Source organism: Maribacter corallii (genome assembly GCF_047345415.1).
In the GTDB taxonomy this organism is placed as follows: Bacteria; Bacteroidota; Bacteroidia; order Flavobacteriales; family Flavobacteriaceae; genus Maribacter_C.
In genome coordinates, this window is record NZ_JBLFEP010000002.1 from 207254 (window position 1) to 231375 (window position 24122).

The window sequence follows — 24122 nt, forward strand, 5'->3', positions numbered from 1 at the left end:
GCGACCCAACCCATAGGCTGAAACCGATTACTGAGGTTGATTTTTGAATTCGGAGGGGGAAACACCGGAGTATTTTTTAAAATAGCGATTGAATGACGATTTTGACTTGAATCCACAATCAAAGGCGATGCCCAAAACGGATAGATGCTTATGGTCTTCCGAAATCAAACGCTCTTTGGCCTCCTCGACACGATACCGATTGACAAAATCATAAAAATTCATCTGATACTCTTGGTTGATAATTTGGGAAAGATAAGGCCTTGAGATTTCACTTTGTTCGGCCAATAAGGGCAGGCTGAGGTCTTCGTTTAGAAAGGGCTTTTCAGTTTCCATATAAGTCTTTAATCTGTGAGCCAAGCTTTTGACTTTTTCCGGTGTTAGTCCCGATTTGGAATACGAGGCTTTCCGGGCTGTCGTATCTACTGAGTTTGAACTTGTCAGTTGTTGGAATTCCCTGTTGGAAAAAACCGCTGTCTGCCGAAATCCATAAAACCCAAAGGCGATCATCATGAAGCTAAGGCAAATGGCAACGAAGGCGAATGCTTTTTCAATGGGAAACAGTTGAAATTGAACAGCTCCGAACACTAGAAATGAGGTAGACAGAAATAACATGAAATAGGAATTCACAATATAGCTTACCCATTTCAGATTGATCCTTTCTTCAAATGAAAAGAAATCGCGAATGCGTTTTCGGTGCGTATTCAAGAGCACCAAATCCCATGTGCAGTAGACCAATCCTGAAATAGCTAGGGGAACGGCATAATGATACATCCACCAAGGAGACTGTGCGGTAGGTTCAAAAAAGCCGTTGATAGCGATGAGCGTGATGTCATCTTTCTGTTGTAATGCAAAAAAGAGCAGTACATAGGCCACATAGACCCCCAAGTGTGTGATGAGTAGTTTTGGGGTAATCGGATGTCCGGTCAGTGATTGGATGTAAAGAAACAACATCGGTGCACCCAGCAAGGGCAATCCAAAAACCACAATCGCCAAAAAGCCTTCGATTGCAAAACGGTAGATGGTCACCTCATAAAAGGCAATTTGACCCAAAGTAACCAAAATCCATCCTAAAAAGTAAAGGTCGCCCTGCTTCTTGTTTCGCTTGAAAAGCAGTAACAAGAACATTAGGGTGCCTACGCCCAAACCTGCATTTAGAATAAATTCCAACGAATAGAATATATATTTCTGCCGTAAGATACAGCATTACTCGCTTTCCGAAAACGAACTCCATCCTTGGGCCGTTAGCGGAATTTTGGTAGCGCTACGCGTAATGAGATGCGCCCCCTCGGAAGCATCCGTCATATGGCCGATTACCGTAAGATTAGGGTTCCCTTTAATCTTGTCAAAATCTTTTTGACCGATGGTAAAGAGCAATTCATAATCTTCCCCTCCGCTCAAGGCCACGGTGGTACTATCGATTTTGAATTCTTCGGTAGCTGAAATTACGGTGGGATCCAAAGGAATTTTGTCTTCGTATAGATTACAACCTACCTTACTTTGTTTACAGAGGTGCAAAACTTCCGAGGAGAGTCCGTCACTAATGTCGATCATCGCTGTCGGCCTTACCTCCAATTGTTTCAAAAGTTCTACGATATCTTTTCGGGCCTCTGGTTTTAGCTGTCGCTCTACAATGTAGGAGTAGGGTTCTAGATCAGGCTGGTTGTTCGGGTTCACTTTGAACACCTCTTTTTCGCGTTCCAGTACTTGAAGTCCCATATAAGCTGCTCCAAGATCTCCGGAAACCACCAACAGGTCATTCGGTTGGGCCCCACTTCTATAAGTGATTTCCTCTTCTAGATGTTCGCCCAGGGCGGTAATACTGATCAGCAATCCTTTGGTTGATGAGGTGGTATCACCTCCGATGAGATCAACCCCGTATTTTTTACAGGCGAGGGCAATACCTTCGTACAGTTCTTCAAGGGCTTCCAATGGAAAACGATTGGAGGCGGCAATGGAAACCGTGATTTGCGTGGCTAGGGCATTCATCGCGTAGATGTCCGACAAATTGACCATGACGGCCTTATAGCCCAAATGCTTCAAGGGCATATAGCTCAAATCAAAATGAACCCCTTCTATCAATAGATCCGTGGAAATTACGGTCTGGTTTTTGTGGTTGATGACGGCAGCATCATCCCCTATACCTTTAAGAGTGGATTCTTGAGCGGTAGGGAACTTTTGGGTCAAGTGGTCGATCAAACCGAATTCACCTAATTGTTCAAGTGATGTACGTTCTTGGTGTTTGTCAGCTAACATAATGCAAAAATAGGGCGAATCACCAAAATGGTTTCCAATTTGGGAAAAAATCACATCGAGTGAAATATTTCGTATTAATTTTCGTCATATAGTATAGGGTCATTGCGATGTTAGCTGTTATAAACAAAATGGGACCTTCTTTGAAAACACAATAACTTAGTCCTACTTTAACGATCAATATGCGAAAAATTCCAATTCTCTTAGTAACGTCCTTTTTGATTTTTGCTTGTAGCAATGACGATAACGCATCGGACAGCGAACCTCAGCTTATGGATCAATCTGCCAATACGGATACCGGAGAACCATTTCCTTGTGAAAATGGTATGGCAGGAATTTATCCTTGTAATGGCCTAGACCTTGTTGGCCGGGTAAATCTAGCGGACATGGATGCCGGCAGGGGAAATGACATCTGGGGGTGGACCGATAGTGCCTCTGGAAAAGAATACGCGATTATGGGGCTGGACAATGGCACGGCTTTTATCGATATTTCCGACCCAAACAATATGCGCTATTTGGGCAAGCTACCCACGGCAACCGTTTCCAGTGGCTGGCGTGACATCAAGGTATATCAAGATCATGCATTTGTGGTGTCCGAGGCCTCTGGGCATGGTATGCAGATCTTTGACCTGACCCGCTTGAGAACTATTTCAAACCCTCCGCAGACTTTTGATGCGGACGCCAGTTATGACGGATTTGGCAATGCGCATAATATCGTGATCAATGAGGATACCGGTTTCGCGTACGTGGTCGGTACCGATCGGGGCGACGCTTTTAATGGGGGAGCCCATTTCATCAACATCCAAGACCCGAAAAATCCGGTTGGGGCGGGAGGTTATGGTGATAATGGCTATTCGCATGATGCTCAAGTGGTTACTTATAACGGTCCCGATGCCGATTATACCGGAAGGGAAATCTATATAGGTTCAAACGAAAATGTGGTCATTATAGCAGACGTCACTGATAAAGAAAACCCTACGAACATTTCATCGGTATCGTATCCAAATCGAGCGTATACACACCAAGGATGGTTTTCGGAAGATCAACAGTATTTTATTTTAGGGGATGAGGTCGATGAAATCGATTTCGGTTTCAACACGAGAACTTTGTTATTCGATTTTACCGATTTAGACAATCCCGTACTTCACGACTCTTATGCGGGGCCGACAACGGCCATTGACCACAATGGCTATGTCAAGGGGAATGAATACTTTTTATCGAACTATACGGCTGGAGTACGTATTCTGGATATTTCCGGTATAGCCGATAAGTCGATTTCCGAAACACACTTCTTCGATACGTTCACCAGTTCAAACGGCCCACAATTCAGTGGGGTGTGGAGTGTTTATCCCTATTTTGAAAGTGGTAACATTATCGTAAGTGATATTAATTCCGGTTTGTTCGTGATCAAAAAATCAAATTGATGAAACCCCTTCTTTTTTTCGGTCTTTTCTTGTTTTTGATTTCCTGTTCAAAGGATTTTGAGGTGGTATCCACCGAGCAAGAACCCCAAACCGCTTTTTTAGGGGAATTGGAATTTGTGAGATCTTATGGAGGTTCGGGCGAGGATACGGCACGGGCCATCATTGAAACCTCGGACGGAGGCTATGCAATTTTGGGCTACTCCAACAGTACCGACGGGGATTTGCAAGGCAAAACTTTGGCGGTGAACGACTATTGGCTTTCAAAACTCGATGCCCAAGGTGAACTGCAATGGAGCAAAACATATGGTGGTAGCAAGGATGATCGTGGGCAAGGCCTGGTGCAGACGCAAGACGGAGGCTATGCCCTAACGGGCTATGCGATGAGTGATGATGGCGATGGTAGTGTCAATAACGGGTTTCATGACAATTGGATTTTAAAAGTAGATGCTCAAGGAGTAATCGAATGGGAAAAAAGTTATGGTTTTTCCGGTCATGACCATTCCTATGATATTTTGGATACCGGTGATGGTGGATTCTTTTTTACTGGCTTTTTGGATATTACTTCGGCCCGAGCGGATGGAAATACCGAGAAAAGAAACACTATTGCCAGCCACGGTGTTGGTGAATTCTGGGGTACAAAAATCGATAGTAAGGCAAAGGTACAATGGCGTGGCTATTATGGCGGCACCAATAATGACCGGGCCCATGCCGCAGTTAGGGCCGATGATGGTGGCTATGTGATGGCAGGTTTTACAGAGAGTGATGACTTTGACATCAATAATTCCCGAGGCAGTTATGACTTTTGGGTGGTCAAAATAGATGAGGGTGGAGAATTGGTATGGCAACAAACGTTTGGGGGTACTGGTATCGAACGGGCACAAGATATTGCCAAGACAACCGATGGAGGCTATGTCATTATAGGAAATACGTTCAGTGCCGATGTAGATATTTCAGAGAATCACGGTGAATCGGACATCTGGCTGATTAAGGTCGATGGAGACGGAAATCTCCTTTGGAACCGTTCTTTCGGCGGTACACAATTCGACGATGCCCAAAGCGTAACCACAAGTAAGGACGGCGGGTTTATCATCTCCGGAAATTCAAAAAGCAGTGATGGAGATGCCAACTTGAACGCCGGTGAAAATGACATTTGGCTCCTTAAGACTGATGCCCAGGGTGAGATGGTCTGGCAGAAGTCTTTTGGCGGTAGCGGACTCGACTTTGGGTTCGATGCTTTGGAAACTTCCTCTGGGGCTATAGTTCTCGTAGGTGAAATGGCAAGTGCCGATTTCATGGAAATATCAAATAAAGGAGCATCCGATATAGTAGTCATAAAGATGAAGTAATGCGGATACCTGGGCAATTGAAGCCCTAATTTTATAGCTTAAGCGTATCTCTTTCTTTCCAAAATATGCTATAGAAAACCCCTATTCCCACATTTGTTATATTAATGTTAGTAAGTGTGTTAAAAAGCGACGAATGGCGTATATTTGCTAACTATTTAGATTAAATCCAATTAAGAATGATTCAGGTATCTGAAACGGCGAAAACCAAGGTCATCAGCCTAATGACGGAAGAAGGCTTTGATGCGAACAAGGACTTTGTGCGTGTCGGGGTCAAAAGTGGAGGATGTAGCGGACTATCATATGAGCTGAATTTTGACAATCAGGTAGGGGAAACCGATAAACTTTTTGAAGACAATGATGTGCGTATCATCGTAGATAAAAAGAGCTTTTTATATTTGGTCGGGACTATCTTGGAATATTCGGGTGGACTCAACGGAAAGGGTTTTGTGTTCAACAACCCCAATGCCCAACGTACCTGCGGCTGCGGGGAGAGCTTTTCGTTGTAAGTAAAATAATTTGAAAATGAATCAATGTAACAATTCATATTGCTGCATTAAACCATTGATACACTAGGAAGATGGCGTATACTGAAGAAGAATTAAAGAAGGAGCTCGAGACCAAGGAATATGAATATGGGTTCTATACGGATATTGAGTCGGATACCTTTCCGAAAGGTTTGAACGAAGAGATCGTCCGTGCGATTTCCAAAAAGAAGAATGAGCCCGAATGGATGACTGAATGGCGTTTGGAAGCCTTCCGTATTTGGGAAGGTATGGAAGAACCTGAATGGGCCAATGTGCGTTACGAGAAACCCGATTTTCAAGCAATAAGCTACTATTCCGCTCCTAAGGCCGCCGATCCGAACAAATCTATAGATGATGTGGATCCAGAGTTATTGGCCATGTACAAAAAATTGGGTATTTCCGTCGATGAACAAAAGCGATTGCAAAATGTGGCAGTCGATATCGTAGTAGATTCCGTTTCCGTGGCAACGACCTTCAAAAAGACCTTGGCGGAAAAGGGAATCATCTTTATGCCTATTTCTGAAGCAATTCAAGAGCATCCCGAGTTGGTGAAAAAATACATGGGTACGGTAGTTCCTAAAACCGATAACTTTTATGCGGCCTTGAATTCGGCCGTGTTTACTGATGGCTCATTTTGTTACATACCCAAAGGAGTTAGATGTCCCATGGAACTCTCCACATATTTTAGGATCAATGAAGGGGGCACAGGTCAGTTTGAGCGAACTTTGGTCATCGCTGACGACAGCAGTTATGTCAGTTACCTAGAGGGTTGTACAGCACCTTCACGAGATGAGAACCAATTGCATGCCGCTGTGGTAGAGCTGATCGCCCTAGACGACGCGGAAATAAAATACTCAACGGTACAAAACTGGTATCCCGGGGATAGTGAAGGAAAAGGGGGTGTATACAACTTCGTAACAAAAAGGGGGTTGTGCGAGAAGAATTCAAAAATCTCATGGACTCAAGTGGAAACTGGTTCCGCTGTTACATGGAAATACCCTAGTTGCGTGCTAAAGGGGGACAATTCGGTCGGTGAGTTTTACAGCATTGCCGTAACGAACAATTTCCAACAGGCGGATACGGGTACCAAAATGGTGCATTTGGGCAAAAACACAAAGAGTACCATTATCTCTAAAGGAATCTCGGCAGGAAAATCCCAGAATAGTTACCGCGGATTGGTACAGGTCAATAGCCGTGCCGAAAATGCACGTAATTTTTCACAATGCGATTCCTTGCTGATGGGTAATGAATGTGGCGCTCATACCTTTCCGTATATCGAAGCAAAAAACAAAACCGCTCAAATAGAGCATGAGGCGACCACAAGTAAAATTGGTGAAGATCAGATTTTCTATTGCAATCAGCGCGGAATAGATACCGAAAAAGCCATTGCCTTGATCGTAAACGGATTTAGTAAAGAAGTACTGAACAAACTCCCGATGGAGTTCGCCGTAGAGGCACAGAAACTTTTGGAAATTAGTTTGGAAGGATCCGTAGGATAAACGAAATATGAAAAAACTAGTATACCTTTTCTTGATAATTACCATTGTCGCCTGCAAGGAAACCAAAAAAGAAAATACCGAGTCCCCAGAACAAGTGGCGGTAGAAAAAACCGATGTGAAGCTCTACACCTTTGACGGGGGCACGGTGATGGTAAATAACCTAGAGTTATTTTCCCAAGACACCACCTATCAAGGGCAGACCAAAGAGTTCTCCGACGCCTTTTATGTGGTGAGCCATCCTGATGGAAATTTAATGTGGGATGCAGGGCTACCAGAAGGCTTGGTAGGTTTGCCAGAACCTTTTACCGACCCTAGCGGGGCATTTACCGTTTCTCGAAAAGACTCCTTGGTCAACCAATTGAAATCGATTGGGATGACTCCTGAAGATTTTAAATACATCGCCCTTTCCCATACACATTTTGACCATAGCGGGCACGCCAACACCTTAAAAAATGCAACTTGGCTAGTGCAGGAAGCGGAACATGATTTCATTACAAGCGAAGAATCACAACAAAACAATGCCGATAATTATAACGCCATAAAAGAACTGACTTCAGTGAAAAAGTTAAGCGGTGACTTTGATGTTTTTGGTGATGGAACGGTGGTCATCAAATCAATGCCAGGACACACGCCAGGACATCAGGTACTTTACCTTGACCTACCACAGACTGGACCAACATTGTTATCAGGAGATCTATATCATCTCTATGAAAATAGGGAGCACAAACGCATACCCATTTTCAACTTTGATGTGGACCAAACGTTAAAAAGTATGGAGGCATTTGAAGCATTTGCCGCAGAAAAAGAAGCAAAAGTGTATTTACAACACCAAAAAGAAGATTTTAATAAGATGCCTAAGGCACCTGAATATTTAAATTAAGACACCATGTTGAAAATTACGGACTTGCACGCGAGTGTAGAGGATAAAGAGATTTTAAGAGGAATTAACCTCGAAGTAAACGCCGGGGAAGTACATGCGATTATGGGCCCGAACGGTTCGGGCAAGAGCACCTTGGCCTCTGTAATAGCAGGTAAGGAAGAATTCGAGGTCACCCAGGGCACAGTAGCACTTGATGGTGAGGATTTAGAAGATGCTGCTCCCGAGGAACGGGCACACAAAGGTGTATTTCTTTCATTTCAGTACCCCGTGGAGATACCAGGTGTTTCCGTGACGAATTTCATGAAAACAGCCATCAATGAATCTCGAAAGGCAAGAGGGTTGGAAGACATGCCTGCCAATAAAATGCTGAAATTGATCCGTGAGAAATCCGAATTGTTGGAAATCGACCGCAAATTTTTATCCAGATCCTTGAACGAAGGATTTTCAGGAGGTGAAAAAAAGCGAAACGAGATTTTTCAAATGGCGATGTTGGAACCCAAGTTGGCTATTTTGGATGAAACAGATTCCGGTTTGGATATCGATGCGTTGCGTATTGTAGCCAATGGTGTGAACAAATTGAAGAGCAGTGACAATGCGGTCATCGTCATTACGCATTATCAGCGGTTATTGGAATACATCGTGCCAGATTATGTACACGTTTTGCACAATGGAAAAATCGTTAAATCAGGAGGTAAAGAACTGGCCCTTGAACTAGAAGAGAAAGGCTACGATTGGATCAAGCAAGAAGCAACAGTTTAAAAGTATGAAGTTGAAAAGTAAATAGGTCGTAAGAACTATTTACTTAATATTCATTACGAAATACCACTAAGACATGGACTTAAAAGAAAAATTGATTTCATCCTTTATGATGTTCGAAAACAATATCGACATCGAGCATCCCGTACATGATGTACGTACGGAGGCGATGAAGAATTTTGAACAGAAAGGTTTTCCTTCACGTAAAGATGAGGCGTGGAAATATACTTCCTTGAACAAAATACAAAAAGTCGATTTCAGTATTTTTCCAAAAGAAGTCAATGCGATAGAGTACAAAGACGTCAAGAAGTATTTCATTAATGAAATAGATACCTATAAAATCGTTTTTGTAGATGGTATTTATAGTTCTTTCCTTTCCGAGACGACCCATGATGGCGTAGATATTTGCTTGATGAGTTCGGCTTTGACGAAAGACATGTACAAACCGATTATCGATGTGTATTTCAATAAGGTCGCTTCAAAAGACGAGTCATTGACCTCTTTGAATACGGCATTCAGTAGAGAGGGCGCCTATATCTATATTCCCAAGAATAAGATGCCTAAAAAGCCAGTGGAAATCATTCACTTTGCCACGGGTAATGAGTCTACCCTAATGTTGCAGCCGAGAAACCTGATCATTGTAGAGGAAAATGCGGAGTTACAGGTTATTGAAAGGCACCAAAGCTTGACTTCCAATGAGGTATTGACCAATTGCGTTACTGAGATTTTCGCAGCTAAGAATGCTATCATCGATTATTACAAGGTTCAGAACGACACTGAAAACTCCTCGTTGATCGATAATACCTATATCGACCAAAAAGATAAAAGCGTGGTCAAAGTCCATACTTTTTCGTTTGGCGGGAAAATGACCCGTAACAACCTTAACTTCTATCAAAACGGAGAGTACATCGATTCCACCATGAAGGGCGTGACCATTTTAGGGGAAAAACAACATGTCGATCATCATACGCTCGTACATCATATCGAACCCAATTGTGAGAGTCATCAAGACTACAAGGGAATTTATGGAGAGCGTTCAACAGGTGTTTTTAATGGAAAGATCATTGTCGACAAAATTGCCCAGAAGACCAATGCATTTCAGCAGAACAACAATATCTTGATTAGTGATCAAGCGACTATCAATACAAAACCGCAGCTTGAGATTTTTGCCGATGATGTCAAGTGCTCACATGGTTGTACGATAGGTCAGTTAGATGAAGATGCCCTCTTCTATTTACAATCACGAGGAATTCCTAAAAAAGAGGCGCGAGCCCTTTTGATGTATGCTTTTGCCAACAATGTATTGGAAAGTGTGCGCATACCGGAACTCAAAACCCGGATCAATAAGCTTATCGCCAAAAAACTCGGAGTAAACTTAGGGTTTGACCTCTAAGACGTTACAGAAAAAAAAGAAGGGGCGGCGGATAGTATTGCTCTTTTCGAGCTGCCTGTTCTTTAGTGCAATAGTGATGGCTCAAGAGACCCGATTTGGACTACAGGCCGGACTCAATTATTCATCGATTGTAGGGGATTTGACCGAAGGAATAAAATTCCGTTTTTCCGGACATGGGGGTATCGTCATGGAATCGGAGTTCAGTCGTAAATTTACCTTGCAAGCGGCAGTGCTGTATTCTTCACAGGGCTTTCAGTTTAGTTCCGATTTGCAAGTCCTGCAAAGCGGTCCTTCAGACCCCTTTGACGAAAATGACTTTAGAACCAATGTGCAGTTAAACTATCTTACTGTTCCGGTGCTGGGAAAGTTCGCCTTGAACGACCGCCTCGATGTAGCATTTGGTCCACAGTTCGGTTTTTTGTTGAACCAGGTGTCCAAAATTAAGAACCTAGATCAACGCGATGATACCATACCCGAAAACCGTCTGGTAACAAACGGTAATTTTCAATTGGATTATGGTCTGGTTGCAGGCTTAGGCGTGAACATTACTGATGCCATTAGTGTAGAGCCGCGGTTTTATGTCGGTCTTCGAAATCGCTTGAACGGTCTGACCGGTAACCTACAGAATTACAATGTGGCCCTACAGGTATCAGCGAGGTATCTCTTTTTATGAACTCCTTGTAAAACATAACGTGTTAGATCGATTATAGCTTTGATTTAAAGCTGATTTTAAAGCATAGTCGGTATCTTTGTTGCTTAATTGATTCGCTATGATCGATGTACAGAAAATACGTGAAGATTTCCCCATACTGACACGAGAAGTCAATGGAAAACCCCTGGTATATCTTGACAATGCCGCGACCTCACAAACACCGCAACAGGTCATTGATGTTATTGTGGACTATTATCAGCACTACAATGCGAACATTCACAGAGGCGTGCATGCGTTATCGCAAGAAGCAACGGATAAGTACGAACAGGCAAGAGTTACCATTCAAAAACACTTTAATGCAGCGAAGGCCCACGAAATCATATTTACATCGGGTACTACACATAGCATCAATATGGTCGCCAATGGGTTTTCATCCCTGTTGGATAGAGGAGATGAGGTTTTGGTCTCGGCCATGGAACACCACTCCAATATCGTTCCCTGGCAGATGTTGTGCGAGCGAACCGGGGCAAGCTTAAAAGTAATTCCCATGAATCAAAAAGGCGAACTAGTGATGGACGCCTATGAAGAACTGCTCAACGAGCATACGAAACTGGTTTTCTGCAACCATATTTCCAATGCCTTGGGTACGATCAATCCCATAGAAGCGATTATCGAAAAAGCACATCAGGTCGGCGCTGCTGTACTCATTGACGGGGCGCAGGCAGCACCACATCTAGTTGCCGATGTACAGGCTCTTGATGTCGATTTTTATACCATATCGGCACATAAGGTGTGTGGTCCTACGGGTCAAGGGATGCTCTATGGCAAGGAGGAGTGGCTCAATAAACTACCGCCCTATCAAGGGGGAGGCGAAATGATTGCGGAGGTGACCTTTGAAAAAACCACCTATGCCGATCTGCCACACAAATTTGAGGCCGGCACACCCAATATTTGCGGAGGTATTGCCTTTGGAGCAGCGATTGATTATATGAATTCCATCGGTTTTGAGGCCATTGCCACCTATGAACAAGAATTGTTAGACTACGCGACGGAGCAACTGTTGGCTATCGAAGGATTGAAGATTTACGGTACGGCGAAACATAAGACCTCGGTATTATCGTTCAATATTGAAGGCATACATCCCTATGATATCGGTTCTATATTGGATAAGTTGGGTATTGCCGTGAGAACAGGCCACCATTGCGCGCAACCCATCATGGATTTCTATCAAATTCCCGGTACCGTTCGCGCCAGCTTTTGTTTCTATAATACCAAGGAAGAAGTCGATGTATTGGTCGCGGGTGTTATACGTGCAAAGAATATGCTACGTTGACCAAGGTGTTATCCTTCTCTTAAACAATTGAAAACCACCGTAACTTGTCGTATTTTTGTTCGGTCTTTATCTTCGTAGAAGTGAGACCAAATAAATAGGACGTACAGCATATGCAGATACAAAACATACAGGAAGAAATTGTTGATGAGTTTTCAATGTTCGACGATTGGATGCAACGGTATGAATATATGATTGAATTGGGGAAATCACTTCCCCTTATCGATGCGCAATACAAAACGGACGACAACATCATCAAAGGCTGTCAGAGCAAGGTATGGGTCCATGCTGAGCTAGAGACGGACAAACTCGTTTTTACCGCTGATAGTGATGCCATTATTACCAAAGGAATCATTGCGATATTGATACGCGTGTTCAGTAATCAGAAGCCTGCAGACATTATTGAAGCGAATACTGATTTTATAGATGAAATCGGATTAAAAGAACATTTGTCCCCAACCCGGGCCAATGGTCTGGTCAGTATGATCAAACAACTGAAGTTGTATGCTGTGGCCTATCAAACACAGTTAAATTAAGAACGATATGAGTGAAGAAACTACAATAGATACCCAAGAACTCGGTGAAAAGATAGTAAACGTTCTAAAGACGATTTATGACCCGGAAATACCGGTTGACATTTATGAGCTGGGTTTAATATATGATGTATTGGTCAATGAAGCCAACGACGTTAAGATATTAATGACCCTAACCTCTCCGAATTGTCCGGTGGCTGAAACCCTTCCGGTAGAAGTAGAAGAAAAAGTAAAGTCCTTAGATCTGGTCAAAGATGCCGAGGTCGAAATTACGTTCGACCCTCCTTGGACCCAAGATTTGATGAGCGAAGAGGCTAAATTGGAACTGGGTCTACTATAGTCTAGTCTTACCGCGTCAATCACCTGATACCCCACTGACGGCGATAGTTCCCAGAGGGGAAATTGACTATGACTGATTAGAAAAATGGGAAACACATAGCTGCGAAAACATGTCCGAAATCATAAACAGAGTTGCCAAAAGCCCCTTGATCACCTTTAACCTTGAGGACTACTATCCCGAGGGAAAGAGAGTTGTAATCGACATCAAGGATTGGCTCTATGAGGGATTGATTTTACGAGAGAAAGAATTCAGAAATCACGTCGCGGAACATGATTGGGCGCAATACCAAGATGCCTATGTTGCGTTGAGCTGTACGTCAGACGCTATTATTCCCGGCTGGGCCTATATGCTGTTGAGTTCAAGATTGCAGCCCTTTGCCAAAAAGACGCTTGTGGGCGATTTGGAACAATTGGAGACGATGCTCTTTCAAACCGTTATCGAAAACATCGATATGACCCCATTTACTGACAAACCCGTCATCATTAAAGGGTGTAGTAATAAACCCATTCCTGCCAATGCTTATATATGGATAACCGCTAAAGTTCAGACGGTTGCCAAAAGCATTATGTACGGAGAGGCATGCTCTTCAGTGCCGCTGTACAAAAGAAAATGACCCATTTTTTCTAAAGGGTATATGCACAATTTGTATTTTTGTGCCACTTACAAAAACAAACACTAAACACATTATCATGAAAAAAATCGTACTTACGATTGCGGCGACCCTCGCATTCGTTACCACTTATGGTCAGACCATCGATGAATTAAAAGGAGCACAAGCTGCTAAAAAAGACTCTATCGCCGTAATACAGGCAAGAGTAGATGCCCTACAGGGCCAAATAGATGCATTCCCGGGTTGGAAGAAAGGTATTTTCGGCACGTTAGGTGCAAATCTATCCGGTTCCAAAAATTGGTACCAACAAGGTACTCCGAACAACTCCGCCGGAAATATAGGGATAACACTCAATGGATTTGCCAACTTGGATAAGGACAAATTTTTCTGGAGGAATTCTGGAAATATCAATGCACAATGGGTGAAAATCGATAACAAGGATATCGACACCGATGACGACAGCTTCAATAGTACTACCGACGTATTTAATATCACTTCGCTTTATGGATACAAGCTAAGTGATAAGTTCGCCATTTCTGGCCTTGGGGAATACCGGACATCGATCATTAATAATTTCAATGACCCAGGTTATCTAGATTTAGGTATCGGAGCCACTTGGACGCCGATTACCGATATGGTCGTTGTAATTCACCCGTTGAACTACAACTTCGTTTTTGCAGAAGATGATGTGGCCTATGAATCGTCAACAGGTGCAAAAATCTTGGTCGATTATACCAGAAAGATTGGAGCAATCAACTTCAAGACGAACTTTTCTACCTTTCAGAGTTATAAAAGTGGAGACTTGAGCAATTGGACATGGATTAACTCATTTGGCTATACCTTCTGGAAAGGAATCGGATTAGGTTTCGAATTTGGACTGAGAGGAAATAGGCAAGAGGCCTTTGCCAATGCCCTAGCGCAACCTGGCGTTGATCCAGCGCTTACAATAGGAGAAGTCGACAGCCCAACACAGAGTTATTGGCTTTTTGGATTGAACTATTCGCTTTAATCGAACAAGCTTAGAAATGGAATACTATGAGAACGTCCCGCGATTGCGGGACGTTTGTCTTAAGTAGGATTCGTAAATTTGGTTGTTAGTCAAAATTCGAACTCTTGATTCAAGTTCGAGTAAAAATCCAAATACTAGATTTTCGGTTAAGACTACGGTTTCTTTGGGACAAACACTAAATCTCAAATACACTAACGAATGTAACGGAGTCGATGAAGACGGCTAAACTTTTGTTGTGAAGCTGGTAAAAACTGTTGTGAAACGCGTTAAAAGGTGTGGTCTCTTCGATGAAATGCATTCGTTGTACCAGTGAAATAAAAAATCCCCGTCACGTTGACGGGGATTTTTTTAAGTTAAGTAGGTATCGTAAGATTTAGGTTCCGGTGTTACTCGGTATTTCTTAGGTCAAGTTTCTTTTTTGGGGAAAAGAAAACTTTTTTCGGTTAAGTTCAAGAGTCGATTTGGGGTCAATACTTTCACTTAATTACACTGTAAATATAGGTTCGATTTGAAAGGTCTCTAAATTATTGTTGTGAACTGGGTGGATATTGTGGTGTGTCCGACGAACGACAATCTCGATTCGATGAACAGCATAACCATTTATGCTTATTTTCCATTCCCTCCTTTAATTTTAAGGACAGCATTCTTTGAATGTCCGTATTCCGAATTTATGGACAACGATTTTTCAAAGCATTCCAGTGCTTTTGATTCATTGCCTGACAAAAGATGGGCATCTCCTAACATGGACCATGAATACTCATCTGGAAATGTATCAGCATACAATTCAAAAATTTTGACCGCGGCATCGAGGTCACCTGCGTTCATTAACTCCGTTCCGATTTCCTCAAAATCATAGTCTACAAAAGGAACATAGGCCGTATCATTTTTATACTTCTGGTAGGTGCTAACCGCCACCGCAATGCCGTTGGAGATGTATTCGTTAGAGAATAATCGGGGTAGGGAAATCCGATCGAGCTGATAAGGGGCTCGGTTTAGAATACGCATCGGAGTTGTAAAAGTATAGCGGTCGGTTTCTACATTATTCGTAAGCAGAATGACACATTGGTCCTTTTTGAGGTTTCGTATCAAAAAACTGCGTCCCCCTTGAAATCCTCCGGAATGGTAAACTATTTTTCCAACGGTGCTATCCTTAGCTACTTGCCAACCAGTACCTACAACTGCGGGATAATTTGATTTTTCATTGATCGTTAACTCCTTTTTACCATTTAATGTAATTGGGTCATACATTTTGGTAAGAGAGGCTATAGATAGTAGTACATTGTTTTGAAGTGCCGTATGAAACTTGAGCAAATCCCCAGCTGTGGTGTGAATCGAGCTTGCACCATAAATGTTATCGAAAGTTGCGCTATCTTCAATATTTGCGGCCAATGTATCGACCAGATGAAATCGCTTTGACAGCCATTTTGGTTTCCGATAATACGACACCACATTTTTTTGGAGGTGGAGAGGTACATTTCTCTCAAACAAAAATGTCCGGTGCATGCCGGAAGGCTCGAAAATATGTTGCTGTAAAAATTGCTCAAATGACAATTTCGAAATTTTTTCGATGATGAGCGCAAGAAAAATATAATTGGTATTCGCGTAGTTGTAGTTGGATCCAGGAGAAAAGTATAATTCTGGAGCCACTCGGGTATAGACCTCCAATAGTTCCTCATTGGTATACCCTTTGCCTGAAATCTCTTTTCTAAAGGGGTGTATTTGAACCTTGGGCAAGCCCGACGTATGCGAGAGCAAGTGTTGTATGCGAATCCCTTGGTAAGGCAGACCGCTGAGATGTTTTGTCAGATCATCGTTCAAATTAAGAAGGCCCCGTTCTACCAATTGCATAGTAGCAACTGCTGTAATCGTTTTGGAAACAGAAGCGACGTTGAACATATGCTGTGGCCTTAATGGGGTGCGATCATCGTAATTTGAAAACCCGAAGGACCTTTCATAGATGATCTTGCCTTTTTCTGCAATGAGAATGTTTCCGTTAAAACCGCGCTGCTGATTCAAAACGGTGAATACCGAATCGATTTCTGCTAACTGTTGTGCTTGAAGTGCCGTGTTCGAGACGGCCATGAGTACTAATAAAAAGGACAGTCTTTTCATGATGTATTGTTTTTGATTCCCTCAAATATGGGGCAACCCCTTCAATAAGGCGGTTAAGCAGGGGTTAAAGACGGGTTAATGTCATTTGTCAGCATGTTCACTTGTCATTAACATAAGAAGATCAGCTTTGAGCCCACCGCAGCTCAGGGCTTTATTAACGTTAATGCAGGGTTAACAGGCGCCATTTGGCCTATAGTGCAAGAGGTTTGCCCTATTTTTGGGTCATGCAACGGAAAATAAACACTCTTATAATAACCGCGGTTTTGACGCTATTGGCCATGACAAGCATACAGGCGTATTTGATTTACAATACGTACGAGTTGAAAAAAGATGCCTTTATCAATGAGACCAAAAAAGCCATCAGTCGAATAGATGACGAAACCGAAATGGTCGTGGAAACAAGTGAGTTATGGGGGCAGGTTTTTTCAGAGCTGCTATGGGAGTATAGATTTAAGGATTTGAGCAAAAACCAGTTCATAGAAGAATTGAAAAAAGAGAAAGATTCCTTTTCCAGGGCCTTCAACAAGTTGTATCAAGAAGAATTAAAGAAATCGGATCTGGGCTATGAAATCAAGTTCAAGAAGAACATTTATTCCATTATGGTCATGGATTCTATGCAGATTGATACCGTTGCGATATTTTCAAAAGAGCGACCGCTATTCGTTCTTGGTGACGATTTTGAAGAAAGCCAGGGCTACACCATCAGTCAGGCCAGATGGCAAACCGACTATACCGCCCTTGATGCAGATGGCATCGAAAAAACTGTAGAATTCCGGGTCCATACCAGAGACCGAATGAATATTTCAGAATGGCAACGCATAGTACTGGGGCGAATGGCGGCCTTGTTGGCAGGATCTGTGCTTTTGCTTCTATTTGTGGTCGGTCTGTTTTACTATTCCATCAAAAATCTTATTAAGCAAAAGAAAGTCGCTGATGTAAAAACCGATTTCATCAATAATATCACACATGAACTTAAGACACCCCTCGCCACTTTGGGCATTGCTACGAAAAGTCTGAAAAAGCCCGAAATAAAACAATCACCGGAGGCATTTGAAAACACCTTGAATATCTTGGATAGGCAGAATACCAGACTTCAAAAGCTGATTGATCAAGTATTGACCAATAGCTTGGGTTCTGAAGAATTGACCCTGAAAAAAGAACAAGTAGTCGATGAGGAGTATATCATGAACAGTATTGCTGATTTTTCACTTTCGGTACAGGATAAAAACGTGTCTTTTACCACAAGTATTGAACCAAAGGAGGTGCTACTGACAATCGACACTTTTCTATTCACTACAGCGCTGTTCAATATTCTTGAAAATGCGATTAAATACGGCAAGGAATCCGTCGCCATAGCAATAGAGACAAAGCTTAGCAACGATAGGTATGAAATTCGAATATCGGATAATGGGGTCGGTATTCCACGAGAACATCTGCCCTCGATTTTCGACAAGTTCTATCGAGTGACCTCTGGAAATGTCCATGATGTTAAGGGGCTGGGGCTAGGGCTCTATTATACGAAACAAGTCATAGACGCACATCAAGGCACCATCGATGTTGAAAGTGAACCCGATCGAGGAACAACATTTAGTATAACCATTCCAACAAATTAGTAGTTATGACGCATGTATTATTAGCAGAAGACGATTTTGATTTTGGGAGTATTCTCAAGCAGTATCTTGAAATACACCAATTTCAGGTGACTTGGGCAAAAGATGGTAAGGAGGCCTTGGGTCTTTTCACCACCGCTGATTTTGACATCTGCGTTTTCGATGTGATGATGCCTAAAATGGATGGCTTTACCCTAGCTGAAAAGGTCATCGAAATCAATCCTGAGGTCCCATTCGTGTTTCTGACCGCAAAAAAAATGAAGGAAGATAGGGTTACAGGGTTGAAGTTAGGGGCCGATGACTATATCGTAAAACCGTTCGAAGCCGACATTCTTGTACTTCGCCTCAAGAATATCTTAAAAAGAACAGGAAGGGTGCAGCCCAGAAAATCAGAAGTACATCGTATAGGAAACTATGATTTCGATGCAATCAATCACCAGTTGGTTTTTGACGGCACTGCCCAACGACTTACTGAAAAAGAGACCCTATTGATACAGTATTTGTATCAACATAAAAATACAATGATCAAGCGCGAAGACCTCCTCAAAGACGTTTGGGGTAACGACGACTTTTTCTCAGGAAGAAGTATGGACGTATTCATTAGCCGCCTCAGAAAATACTTTAAGCAAGACCCATCAATTGCAATTGAAAGTGTACGAGGTGTCGGATTAACATTTAAAATCAATTTGACTTAAGGAGTTTATTCATCAACCGATACCTGTCAAAAACAAGGAAAACAAGGAAAACATGAAACAACTATTCATACTGGCATTACTCTTCATCACAGTAGGCCATACTTCCAGAGCACAGAGCGCTGAAGAAAAATTAGATCAAAAGTTAGACAGTATAAGCAAGCTAGATGGTCTTGCCGGATTTGGGGTTTCCGTATTCACCTTGGATACCGTATTGTTTCAAGGAGGATTCGGCTACGCCGATCTGAAAAACAAAAAACCGTATACGGTTGCGACTGTTCAGAATATCGGGTCGATATCCAAAACCTTTACCGGAATTGCCCTCATGAAAGCAGTAGAAATGGGCAAGCTATCTATGGACACCCGAGTAAACGAGATATTGCCTTTTAAAGTAGTACATCCGAAACACCCGGAACAACAGATTACCATCAGGCATTTGGCGACCCATACCTCAGGGATTATAGACCTTGAGCAGACCTATGATATGAGTTATGTACTCGAGAACCCAAATGAAGTAGATGCGGATGAATACAACAAGGAAATTACCAAATACATGCATCAACTCAAACAAAACACCGCTATGCCTTTAGGAGCCTATCTAAAAGCATATTTGACCAAAGGTGGCGCACTGTACAATAGAAAAAACTTTTTGAAAACAGCACCCGGAGCACGTTATGAATATTCGAATATTGCCACGGCATTGGCCGCCTATTGTGTGGAAATAGTGATGGAAGAGCCATTTCATAAGGTCACCCAGAAGTACATTTTCGATGAAATCGGAATGAGCGAAACAGGCTGGTTTTTAGATTCGGTTTCAAAAGAAAACCATGCGCAAATCTATTCGGATAACCTGAAAGTATTACCGAGGTATCAGTTGATTACCTATCCTGACGGCGGTTTGCGAACCAATGTGGCTTCACTTACAAAATATATGCAAGTCATGATGGGGTGCTATGAAGGCCGCGAATCAATTCTCCCTACGGCCTTATGTCAACAAATGATGAAAGCTCAACTGACCCAAAGCCAATTGGGCACAGAAGACATCGATGACAATTATGGCTTTTATTGGGAAAACAAAGGAGGCGCTACCATTGGTCATAATGGAGGAGATCCAGGCATTCTCACCTTGATGTACTACAATACTGAGATGAAGGTGGGCGCTATCTTCTTTACCAATACCAATGTTATAGACAACCCGAAAGCAGCAAGGCTGGTACAACAAAGTTGGAACGCAATTCGGGCGTACCGAAATAAAAAAGCAAAATAAGTAACCTAACAAGAAGGATCATTCAAAAAAGTAAAACATGAGAACGATTAAAATTACAGTTTGCATACTGTGTATGGGGCTAACGGCTCTAACGGCACAAGAAAAAGAACCGAAATTCAATTTAAGCCCTGAAGAAGTAGTCGTGTATGACTATACGGTATCAACCAAGGGAGTACAATTCGACTATCAGTTTGAAGATGACTATACGCTTAAGCTGACCAACAAGACATACAAAATCAAACTGTTCTTCGATGAAAAGAAAAAAGAGGCCGTTCAACTTGCCCTATCTAAAATCATGGATGACGATGTGGCAACTACCGGATTTGAAAGGACGGTATGGAAGAAAACATTGGACAACGGAAAACCCGTCTATGAAGTAGAACTGAAAGAAAATCAGTTGCTCATTCACATTAAACGAAAGCAAATGGATGATGAAGCCTACGAAAGGCTTACCAACTTAGGGCAGCGGTTTTTAGAAGCGATCAACAGTTGATAACAAGCACTATGAGAGTACTAGTATACATTCTAATCAGTATGGCACTAAGCCTTGCAACAGGTTATGCCCAAGAAGATTCGACGGTGACTTCCGATAAACAGGAGGAGGGATCAGGTCTTTCAATTTCATTTGACGGAGATCTTTCCTTTTCGGGAAATGAAAACACTTATTTTTCAACAAGTGATTCCGATGACACTTATAAGGTTCGCGCAAAATTCAATGCCGAGAAAACGGCAAAGATCAGAGCATATCTGCTTGAAGAGTTCGGTAAAAAACAGCTAAAGGTTTCTGGAACAAAACAACAATGGCGGGTAGCTGTAGACGGCATCACCAGTTATGAAATCAAGATAGATGAGGGAAACTTGAGAATTTTTGTGGATAAGGAACTGGCTTCTTCGAGTACGTTGAGCAAGATGAAGGCCATCACCAAAAACATCAAGGCCCATACTTCCGGAAAATCACGGGAACAACGCGAAGCGGAAAAAGCGAAGCGTGATAAAAGTCGTCTTGATCGAGAAGCGGCCCAAAAGATACGGGAAGCTGAACGTTTAAAAAGAGAAGCCGAACGCTTAGAGCGAGAGGCCGCCCGTTTAGAAAAAGAAGCGAATGCAAAGCGCAACAAGTAAATAAAAAACCCTCCGTTACGGAGGGTTTTTTATCAAAGTAGGTTTGGGTTAATTTGGTTTGGTGTTTTTAAGTTTACTAAATCAAGTTCTGATCTGGGGAGAAAAAAACTTTTTTCGGTTAAGTTCGTGCCCTGCTTTTCAGCAGGTAGATTTGGGTCAACACATTCACTTAAATACAATGTAAATATAGAGACGATTTGGATAGTAGCTAAATTATTGTTGTGAAGTGGTCGCTAGCTGTTGTGAAAAATATGAACGGTTCATTTTGATCGATGAACGGTACGGCCAACGACCAAAAAAGGACTTTGTACAGGGGTCTTATTGGAGTATGTGGGCTGGTCAAGTGCAAACACAAATAGGGAATGAGATGTCAGGTTGAGCTTTACGAAACGTTTATGGTTCATCAAAACACTCTCGAATTGATCAAACATCCTCCACGGTCTTGTTGCAGACGGACGGGCTCGAACTGATATATTCGATTTGACTGTGTAAACGAGACCTTAGGCTTAGGTTAGTACTGATCCAAGTGCTCAGGATAAAGAAAGTTGTTATACGGAAAGCGCGTCACATGAATCTCACGTACTTCGTTATAGACCCTTTTTCGAAACTCGTCCAAATTCTCCTTGTTCAAGGCCGAAATAAAGAGTACACGATCTCCAAGCTTATCCATCCAAGTTCTTTTCCACTCTTCTATAGTGAAATGTCGCCCGGTTTTCTCGGTCATTAAATCGTCTTCCTCAATGGTTTCGTGCTGGTATTGGTCGATTTTATTGAAGACCATGATCGTCTTTTTGTTCGAACTGTTGATTTCTCCCAAGATTTTGTCCACAGACTCGATTTGCTCTTCGAATTGCGGATGCGAGATGTCGACCACATGCAACAAGAGGTCCGCCTCACGAACCTCATCCAGCGTACTTTTAAAACTCTCTACCAACTGGGTAGGTAACTTACGGATGAATCCTACCGTATCGCTCAGAAGAAAAGGAAGATTTCCGATAACGACCTTCCGTACGGTCGTGTCTAGGGTAGCAAAGAGTTTATTTTCGGCAAAGACATCACTTTTACTAACCACGTTCATAAGGGTCGACTTGCCCACATTGGTATATCCGACCAAAGCAACTCTGACCAAAGCTCCTCTATTGCCACGTTGGGTTTCCATTTGACGATCTATTTTGAGAAGTTTCTTCTTCAAAAGAGAAATGCGGTCGCGAACGATACGCCTATCGGTTTCGATTTCGGTCTCCCCAGGTCCGCGCATTCCAATACCCCCTTTTTGACGCTCAAGGTGCGTCCATAGACCGGTCAGCCTAGGAAGAAGAAACTCGTATTGTGCCAGTTCGACCTGGGTGCGCGAATAACTCGTTTGCGCACGTTGCGCGAAAATATCAAGTATGAGACTCGTACGATCTATAATTTTACAGCGCAATTGCTTTTCGATATTCCGCTGTTGGGCCGGCGTGAGCTCATCATCGAAAATCACCGAACCGATTTCATGTTCTTCTACATAGGCCTCGACCTCTTTCATCTTTCCGCTCCCGATCAATGTTTTGGGGTTGGGCACATCCATACGCTGTACAAAGCGTTTGTACACTTCGCCACCGGCTGTATAGGTCAAAAACTCTAGCTCATCGAGAAATTCGGTTACTTTTTCCTCATTTTGCTCTCGATTGATGACCCCGATTAATACCGCTTTTTCGTATGCTATGGATTTTCTTTCTAACATGTATCACTTGAAAGTGCAAAATTAAGCAATAGAACACTAGCTATTTTCGTAAATTTACATCCCCAATAGAAAAATCCGTGAAGTTTTCGTTTTTTAAAAGAAAGAAAAAGAATATCTACTCAGTAGGTTTCTACAACCTAGAGAACCTTTTCGATACTATTGATGACCCAGATACCCTAGATGACGACTTTACCCCGAAGGGAATAAAAAAGTGGTCAAACAAACGTTATCGAAGAAAACTGTATAAATTGGCCAAGACCATTTCTGAAATAGGAAATGAGACCACCGACCATTGCCCAGTATTGATGGGGGTCGCCGAAGTCGAAAACGAAACGGTAATGCAGGATCTCATCGATGCGGAACCCTTGCGCGACATCAATTACGGTTTTGTTCATTATGACTCCCCTGATGAACGCGGTATCGATACTGCGCTAATTTACCATAAGGATTGTTTTGAGGTTTTGTATTCTGACCCGATTACCTTATTTATTTACGAGAAAAACGGAAATCGTGATACCACGCGTGATATTCTATACGTAAAAGGAAAATTGAACGGTGAGCTGGTACATATTTTCGTGAACCATTGGCCTTCAAGAAGAGATGGCTCCAATGAAACCAGCTATAAAAGGGTAAAGGCCGCCGAAACCATTAAGGCATATATGGCAGAAATAGAATTGGAGGAAGCTGAGCCTAACTATATCATAATGGGCGATTTTAATGATGGGCCGGAATCAGAGAGCATCAAAACGCTTATGGACTCAAATCGGCTCTATAACCCTATGGAAAAATTGCTCACCCCAGACCGCGGAAGCGCCAACTACAGACAATCATGGATGTTGTTCGATCAAATCATGGTATCCCATAACTTTTTGAACTACGAAAAAGGAACACATAGTTTTGCCCATGCGAATATCTTTGATGAAAACTTTTTAATGGAATTTAAAGGAAAGTACAAGGGAACCCCGTATCGAACCTATGCAGGCCGAAAGTATATCGGAGGCTATAGCGATCACTTTCCGGTATATATTCAATTGAAATACAACGGCTGAA

23 protein-coding genes are annotated in these 24122 nt (G+C 42.4%); 19 read left to right on the forward strand and 4 right to left on the reverse strand.

Annotated elements, in window-relative coordinates:
• Window positions 1-27 precede the first annotated feature (27 nt).
• Window positions 28-1167, reverse strand: coding sequence for a helix-turn-helix domain-containing protein (locus ACKWCA_RS06210; protein ID WP_413977299.1), 1140 nt, complete (start codon window positions 1165-1167; stop codon window positions 28-30).
• Between the two features lie 36 nt (window positions 1168-1203).
• The gene (gene thiL, locus ACKWCA_RS06215) at window positions 1204-2253 is read right to left on the reverse strand and encodes a thiamine-phosphate kinase (protein WP_413977300.1); all 1050 of its coding nucleotides are present in this window, start codon (window positions 2251-2253) and stop codon (window positions 1204-1206) included.
• A 179-nt stretch (window positions 2254-2432) separates the two neighbouring features.
• On the opposite strand from thiL, the gene ACKWCA_RS06220 reads away from it, so the two are divergent.
• The 13 genes from ACKWCA_RS06220 (at window position 2433) to ACKWCA_RS06280 (ending at window position 14546) form a co-directional block, all read left to right on the forward strand.
• Window positions 2433-3674 (forward strand): choice-of-anchor B family protein, encoded by a 1242-nt coding sequence (locus tag ACKWCA_RS06220; RefSeq protein WP_413977301.1) that lies wholly within the window; start codon window positions 2433-2435, stop codon window positions 3672-3674.
• Complete coding sequence (locus tag ACKWCA_RS06225; protein WP_413977302.1) at window positions 3674-5020, forward strand: hypothetical protein; 1347 nt, start codon at window positions 3674-3676, stop codon at window positions 5018-5020. Before ACKWCA_RS06220 ends, ACKWCA_RS06225 begins: the two co-directional genes overlap by 1 nt.
• Before the next feature lie 176 nt (window positions 5021-5196).
• Window positions 5197-5526 carry a HesB/IscA family protein gene (locus ACKWCA_RS06230; RefSeq protein ID WP_413977303.1) on the forward strand — a complete coding sequence of 110 codons (330 nt, stop codon included), beginning with the start codon at window positions 5197-5199 and terminating at the stop codon, window positions 5524-5526.
• Window positions 5527-5597: 71 nt separating this feature from the next.
• A complete protein-coding gene (gene sufB / locus ACKWCA_RS06235) occupies window positions 5598-7043 on the forward strand; it encodes a Fe-S cluster assembly protein SufB (RefSeq protein ID WP_413977304.1) in 1446 nt (481 codons plus the stop codon).
• 7 nt (window positions 7044-7050) lie between these two features.
• Window positions 7051-7923 (forward strand): N-acyl homoserine lactonase family protein, encoded by an 873-nt coding sequence (locus tag ACKWCA_RS06240; RefSeq protein WP_413977305.1) that lies wholly within the window; start codon window positions 7051-7053, stop codon window positions 7921-7923.
• A 6-nt stretch (window positions 7924-7929) separates the two neighbouring features.
• Window positions 7930-8682 (forward strand): Fe-S cluster assembly ATPase SufC, encoded by a 753-nt coding sequence (gene sufC / locus ACKWCA_RS06245; protein WP_413977306.1) that lies wholly within the window; start codon window positions 7930-7932, stop codon window positions 8680-8682.
• A gap of 73 nt (window positions 8683-8755) precedes the next feature.
• Window positions 8756-10072 carry a Fe-S cluster assembly protein SufD gene (gene sufD / locus ACKWCA_RS06250; protein WP_413977307.1) on the forward strand — a complete coding sequence of 439 codons (1317 nt, stop codon included), beginning with the start codon at window positions 8756-8758 and terminating at the stop codon, window positions 10070-10072.
• Window positions 10062-10745, forward strand: coding sequence for a porin family protein (locus tag ACKWCA_RS06255; RefSeq protein WP_413977308.1), 684 nt, complete (start codon window positions 10062-10064; stop codon window positions 10743-10745). The genes sufD and ACKWCA_RS06255 overlap by 11 nt, the downstream gene beginning before the upstream one ends.
• Window positions 10746-10842: 97 nt before the next feature.
• On the forward strand, window positions 10843-12057 hold the full coding sequence (locus tag ACKWCA_RS06260) for an aminotransferase class V-fold PLP-dependent enzyme (RefSeq protein WP_413977309.1): 1215 nt from the start codon (window positions 10843-10845) through the stop codon (window positions 12055-12057).
• A gap of 110 nt (window positions 12058-12167) precedes the next feature.
• Window positions 12168-12590, forward strand: coding sequence for a SufE family protein (locus ACKWCA_RS06265; protein ID WP_413977310.1), 423 nt, complete (start codon window positions 12168-12170; stop codon window positions 12588-12590).
• Window positions 12591-12597: 7 nt separating this feature from the next.
• Window positions 12598-12927 carry a DUF59 domain-containing protein gene (locus ACKWCA_RS06270; RefSeq protein ID WP_413977311.1) on the forward strand — a complete coding sequence of 110 codons (330 nt, stop codon included), beginning with the start codon at window positions 12598-12600 and terminating at the stop codon, window positions 12925-12927.
• 109 nt (window positions 12928-13036) lie between these two features.
• The gene (locus ACKWCA_RS06275; protein WP_413977312.1) at window positions 13037-13540 is read left to right on the forward strand and encodes a DUF2480 family protein; all 504 of its coding nucleotides are present in this window, start codon (window positions 13037-13039) and stop codon (window positions 13538-13540) included.
• Window positions 13541-13616: 76 nt separating this feature from the next.
• Window positions 13617-14546 carry a DUF3078 domain-containing protein gene (locus ACKWCA_RS06280; protein WP_413977313.1) on the forward strand — a complete coding sequence of 310 codons (930 nt, stop codon included), beginning with the start codon at window positions 13617-13619 and terminating at the stop codon, window positions 14544-14546.
• A gap of 606 nt (window positions 14547-15152) precedes the next feature.
• On the opposite strand, the gene ACKWCA_RS06285 is transcribed toward ACKWCA_RS06280, so the two are convergent.
• Complete coding sequence (locus ACKWCA_RS06285; protein ID WP_413977314.1) at window positions 15153-16658, reverse strand: serine hydrolase; 1506 nt, start codon at window positions 16656-16658, stop codon at window positions 15153-15155.
• A gap of 224 nt (window positions 16659-16882) precedes the next feature.
• On the opposite strand from ACKWCA_RS06285, the gene ACKWCA_RS06290 reads away from it, so the two are divergent.
• From ACKWCA_RS06290 to ACKWCA_RS06310, 5 genes are read left to right on the forward strand one after another with little or no spacing between them, the layout of a single operon-like run.
• Window positions 16883-18271 carry a sensor histidine kinase gene (locus ACKWCA_RS06290; RefSeq protein ID WP_413977315.1) on the forward strand — a complete coding sequence of 463 codons (1389 nt, stop codon included), beginning with the start codon at window positions 16883-16885 and terminating at the stop codon, window positions 18269-18271.
• A 5-nt stretch (window positions 18272-18276) separates the two neighbouring features.
• The gene (locus ACKWCA_RS06295; protein WP_413977316.1) at window positions 18277-18963 is read left to right on the forward strand and encodes a response regulator transcription factor; all 687 of its coding nucleotides are present in this window, start codon (window positions 18277-18279) and stop codon (window positions 18961-18963) included.
• Between the two features lie 52 nt (window positions 18964-19015).
• On the forward strand, window positions 19016-20227 hold the full coding sequence (locus ACKWCA_RS06300) for a serine hydrolase domain-containing protein (protein WP_413977317.1): 1212 nt from the start codon (window positions 19016-19018) through the stop codon (window positions 20225-20227).
• 37 nt (window positions 20228-20264) lie between these two features.
• Window positions 20265-20720: a hypothetical protein gene (locus ACKWCA_RS06305; protein WP_413977318.1), complete on the forward strand. Its 456-nt coding sequence runs from the start codon at window positions 20265-20267 to the stop codon at window positions 20718-20720.
• An 11-nt stretch (window positions 20721-20731) separates the two neighbouring features.
• Window positions 20732-21349 (forward strand): hypothetical protein, encoded by a 618-nt coding sequence (locus ACKWCA_RS06310; protein ID WP_413977319.1) that lies wholly within the window; start codon window positions 20732-20734, stop codon window positions 21347-21349.
• A gap of 511 nt (window positions 21350-21860) precedes the next feature.
• Here ACKWCA_RS06310 and hflX read toward each other — a convergent pair.
• Window positions 21861-23072: a GTPase HflX gene (gene hflX, locus ACKWCA_RS06315; protein ID WP_413977320.1), complete on the reverse strand. Its 1212-nt coding sequence runs from the start codon at window positions 23070-23072 to the stop codon at window positions 21861-21863.
• A gap of 77 nt (window positions 23073-23149) precedes the next feature.
• Here hflX and ACKWCA_RS06320 point away from each other — a divergent pair, with 77 nt between their 5' ends.
• On the forward strand, window positions 23150-24121 hold the full coding sequence (locus ACKWCA_RS06320) for an endonuclease/exonuclease/phosphatase family protein (protein WP_413977321.1): 972 nt from the start codon (window positions 23150-23152) through the stop codon (window positions 24119-24121).
• Window position 24122 lies beyond the last annotated feature (1 nt).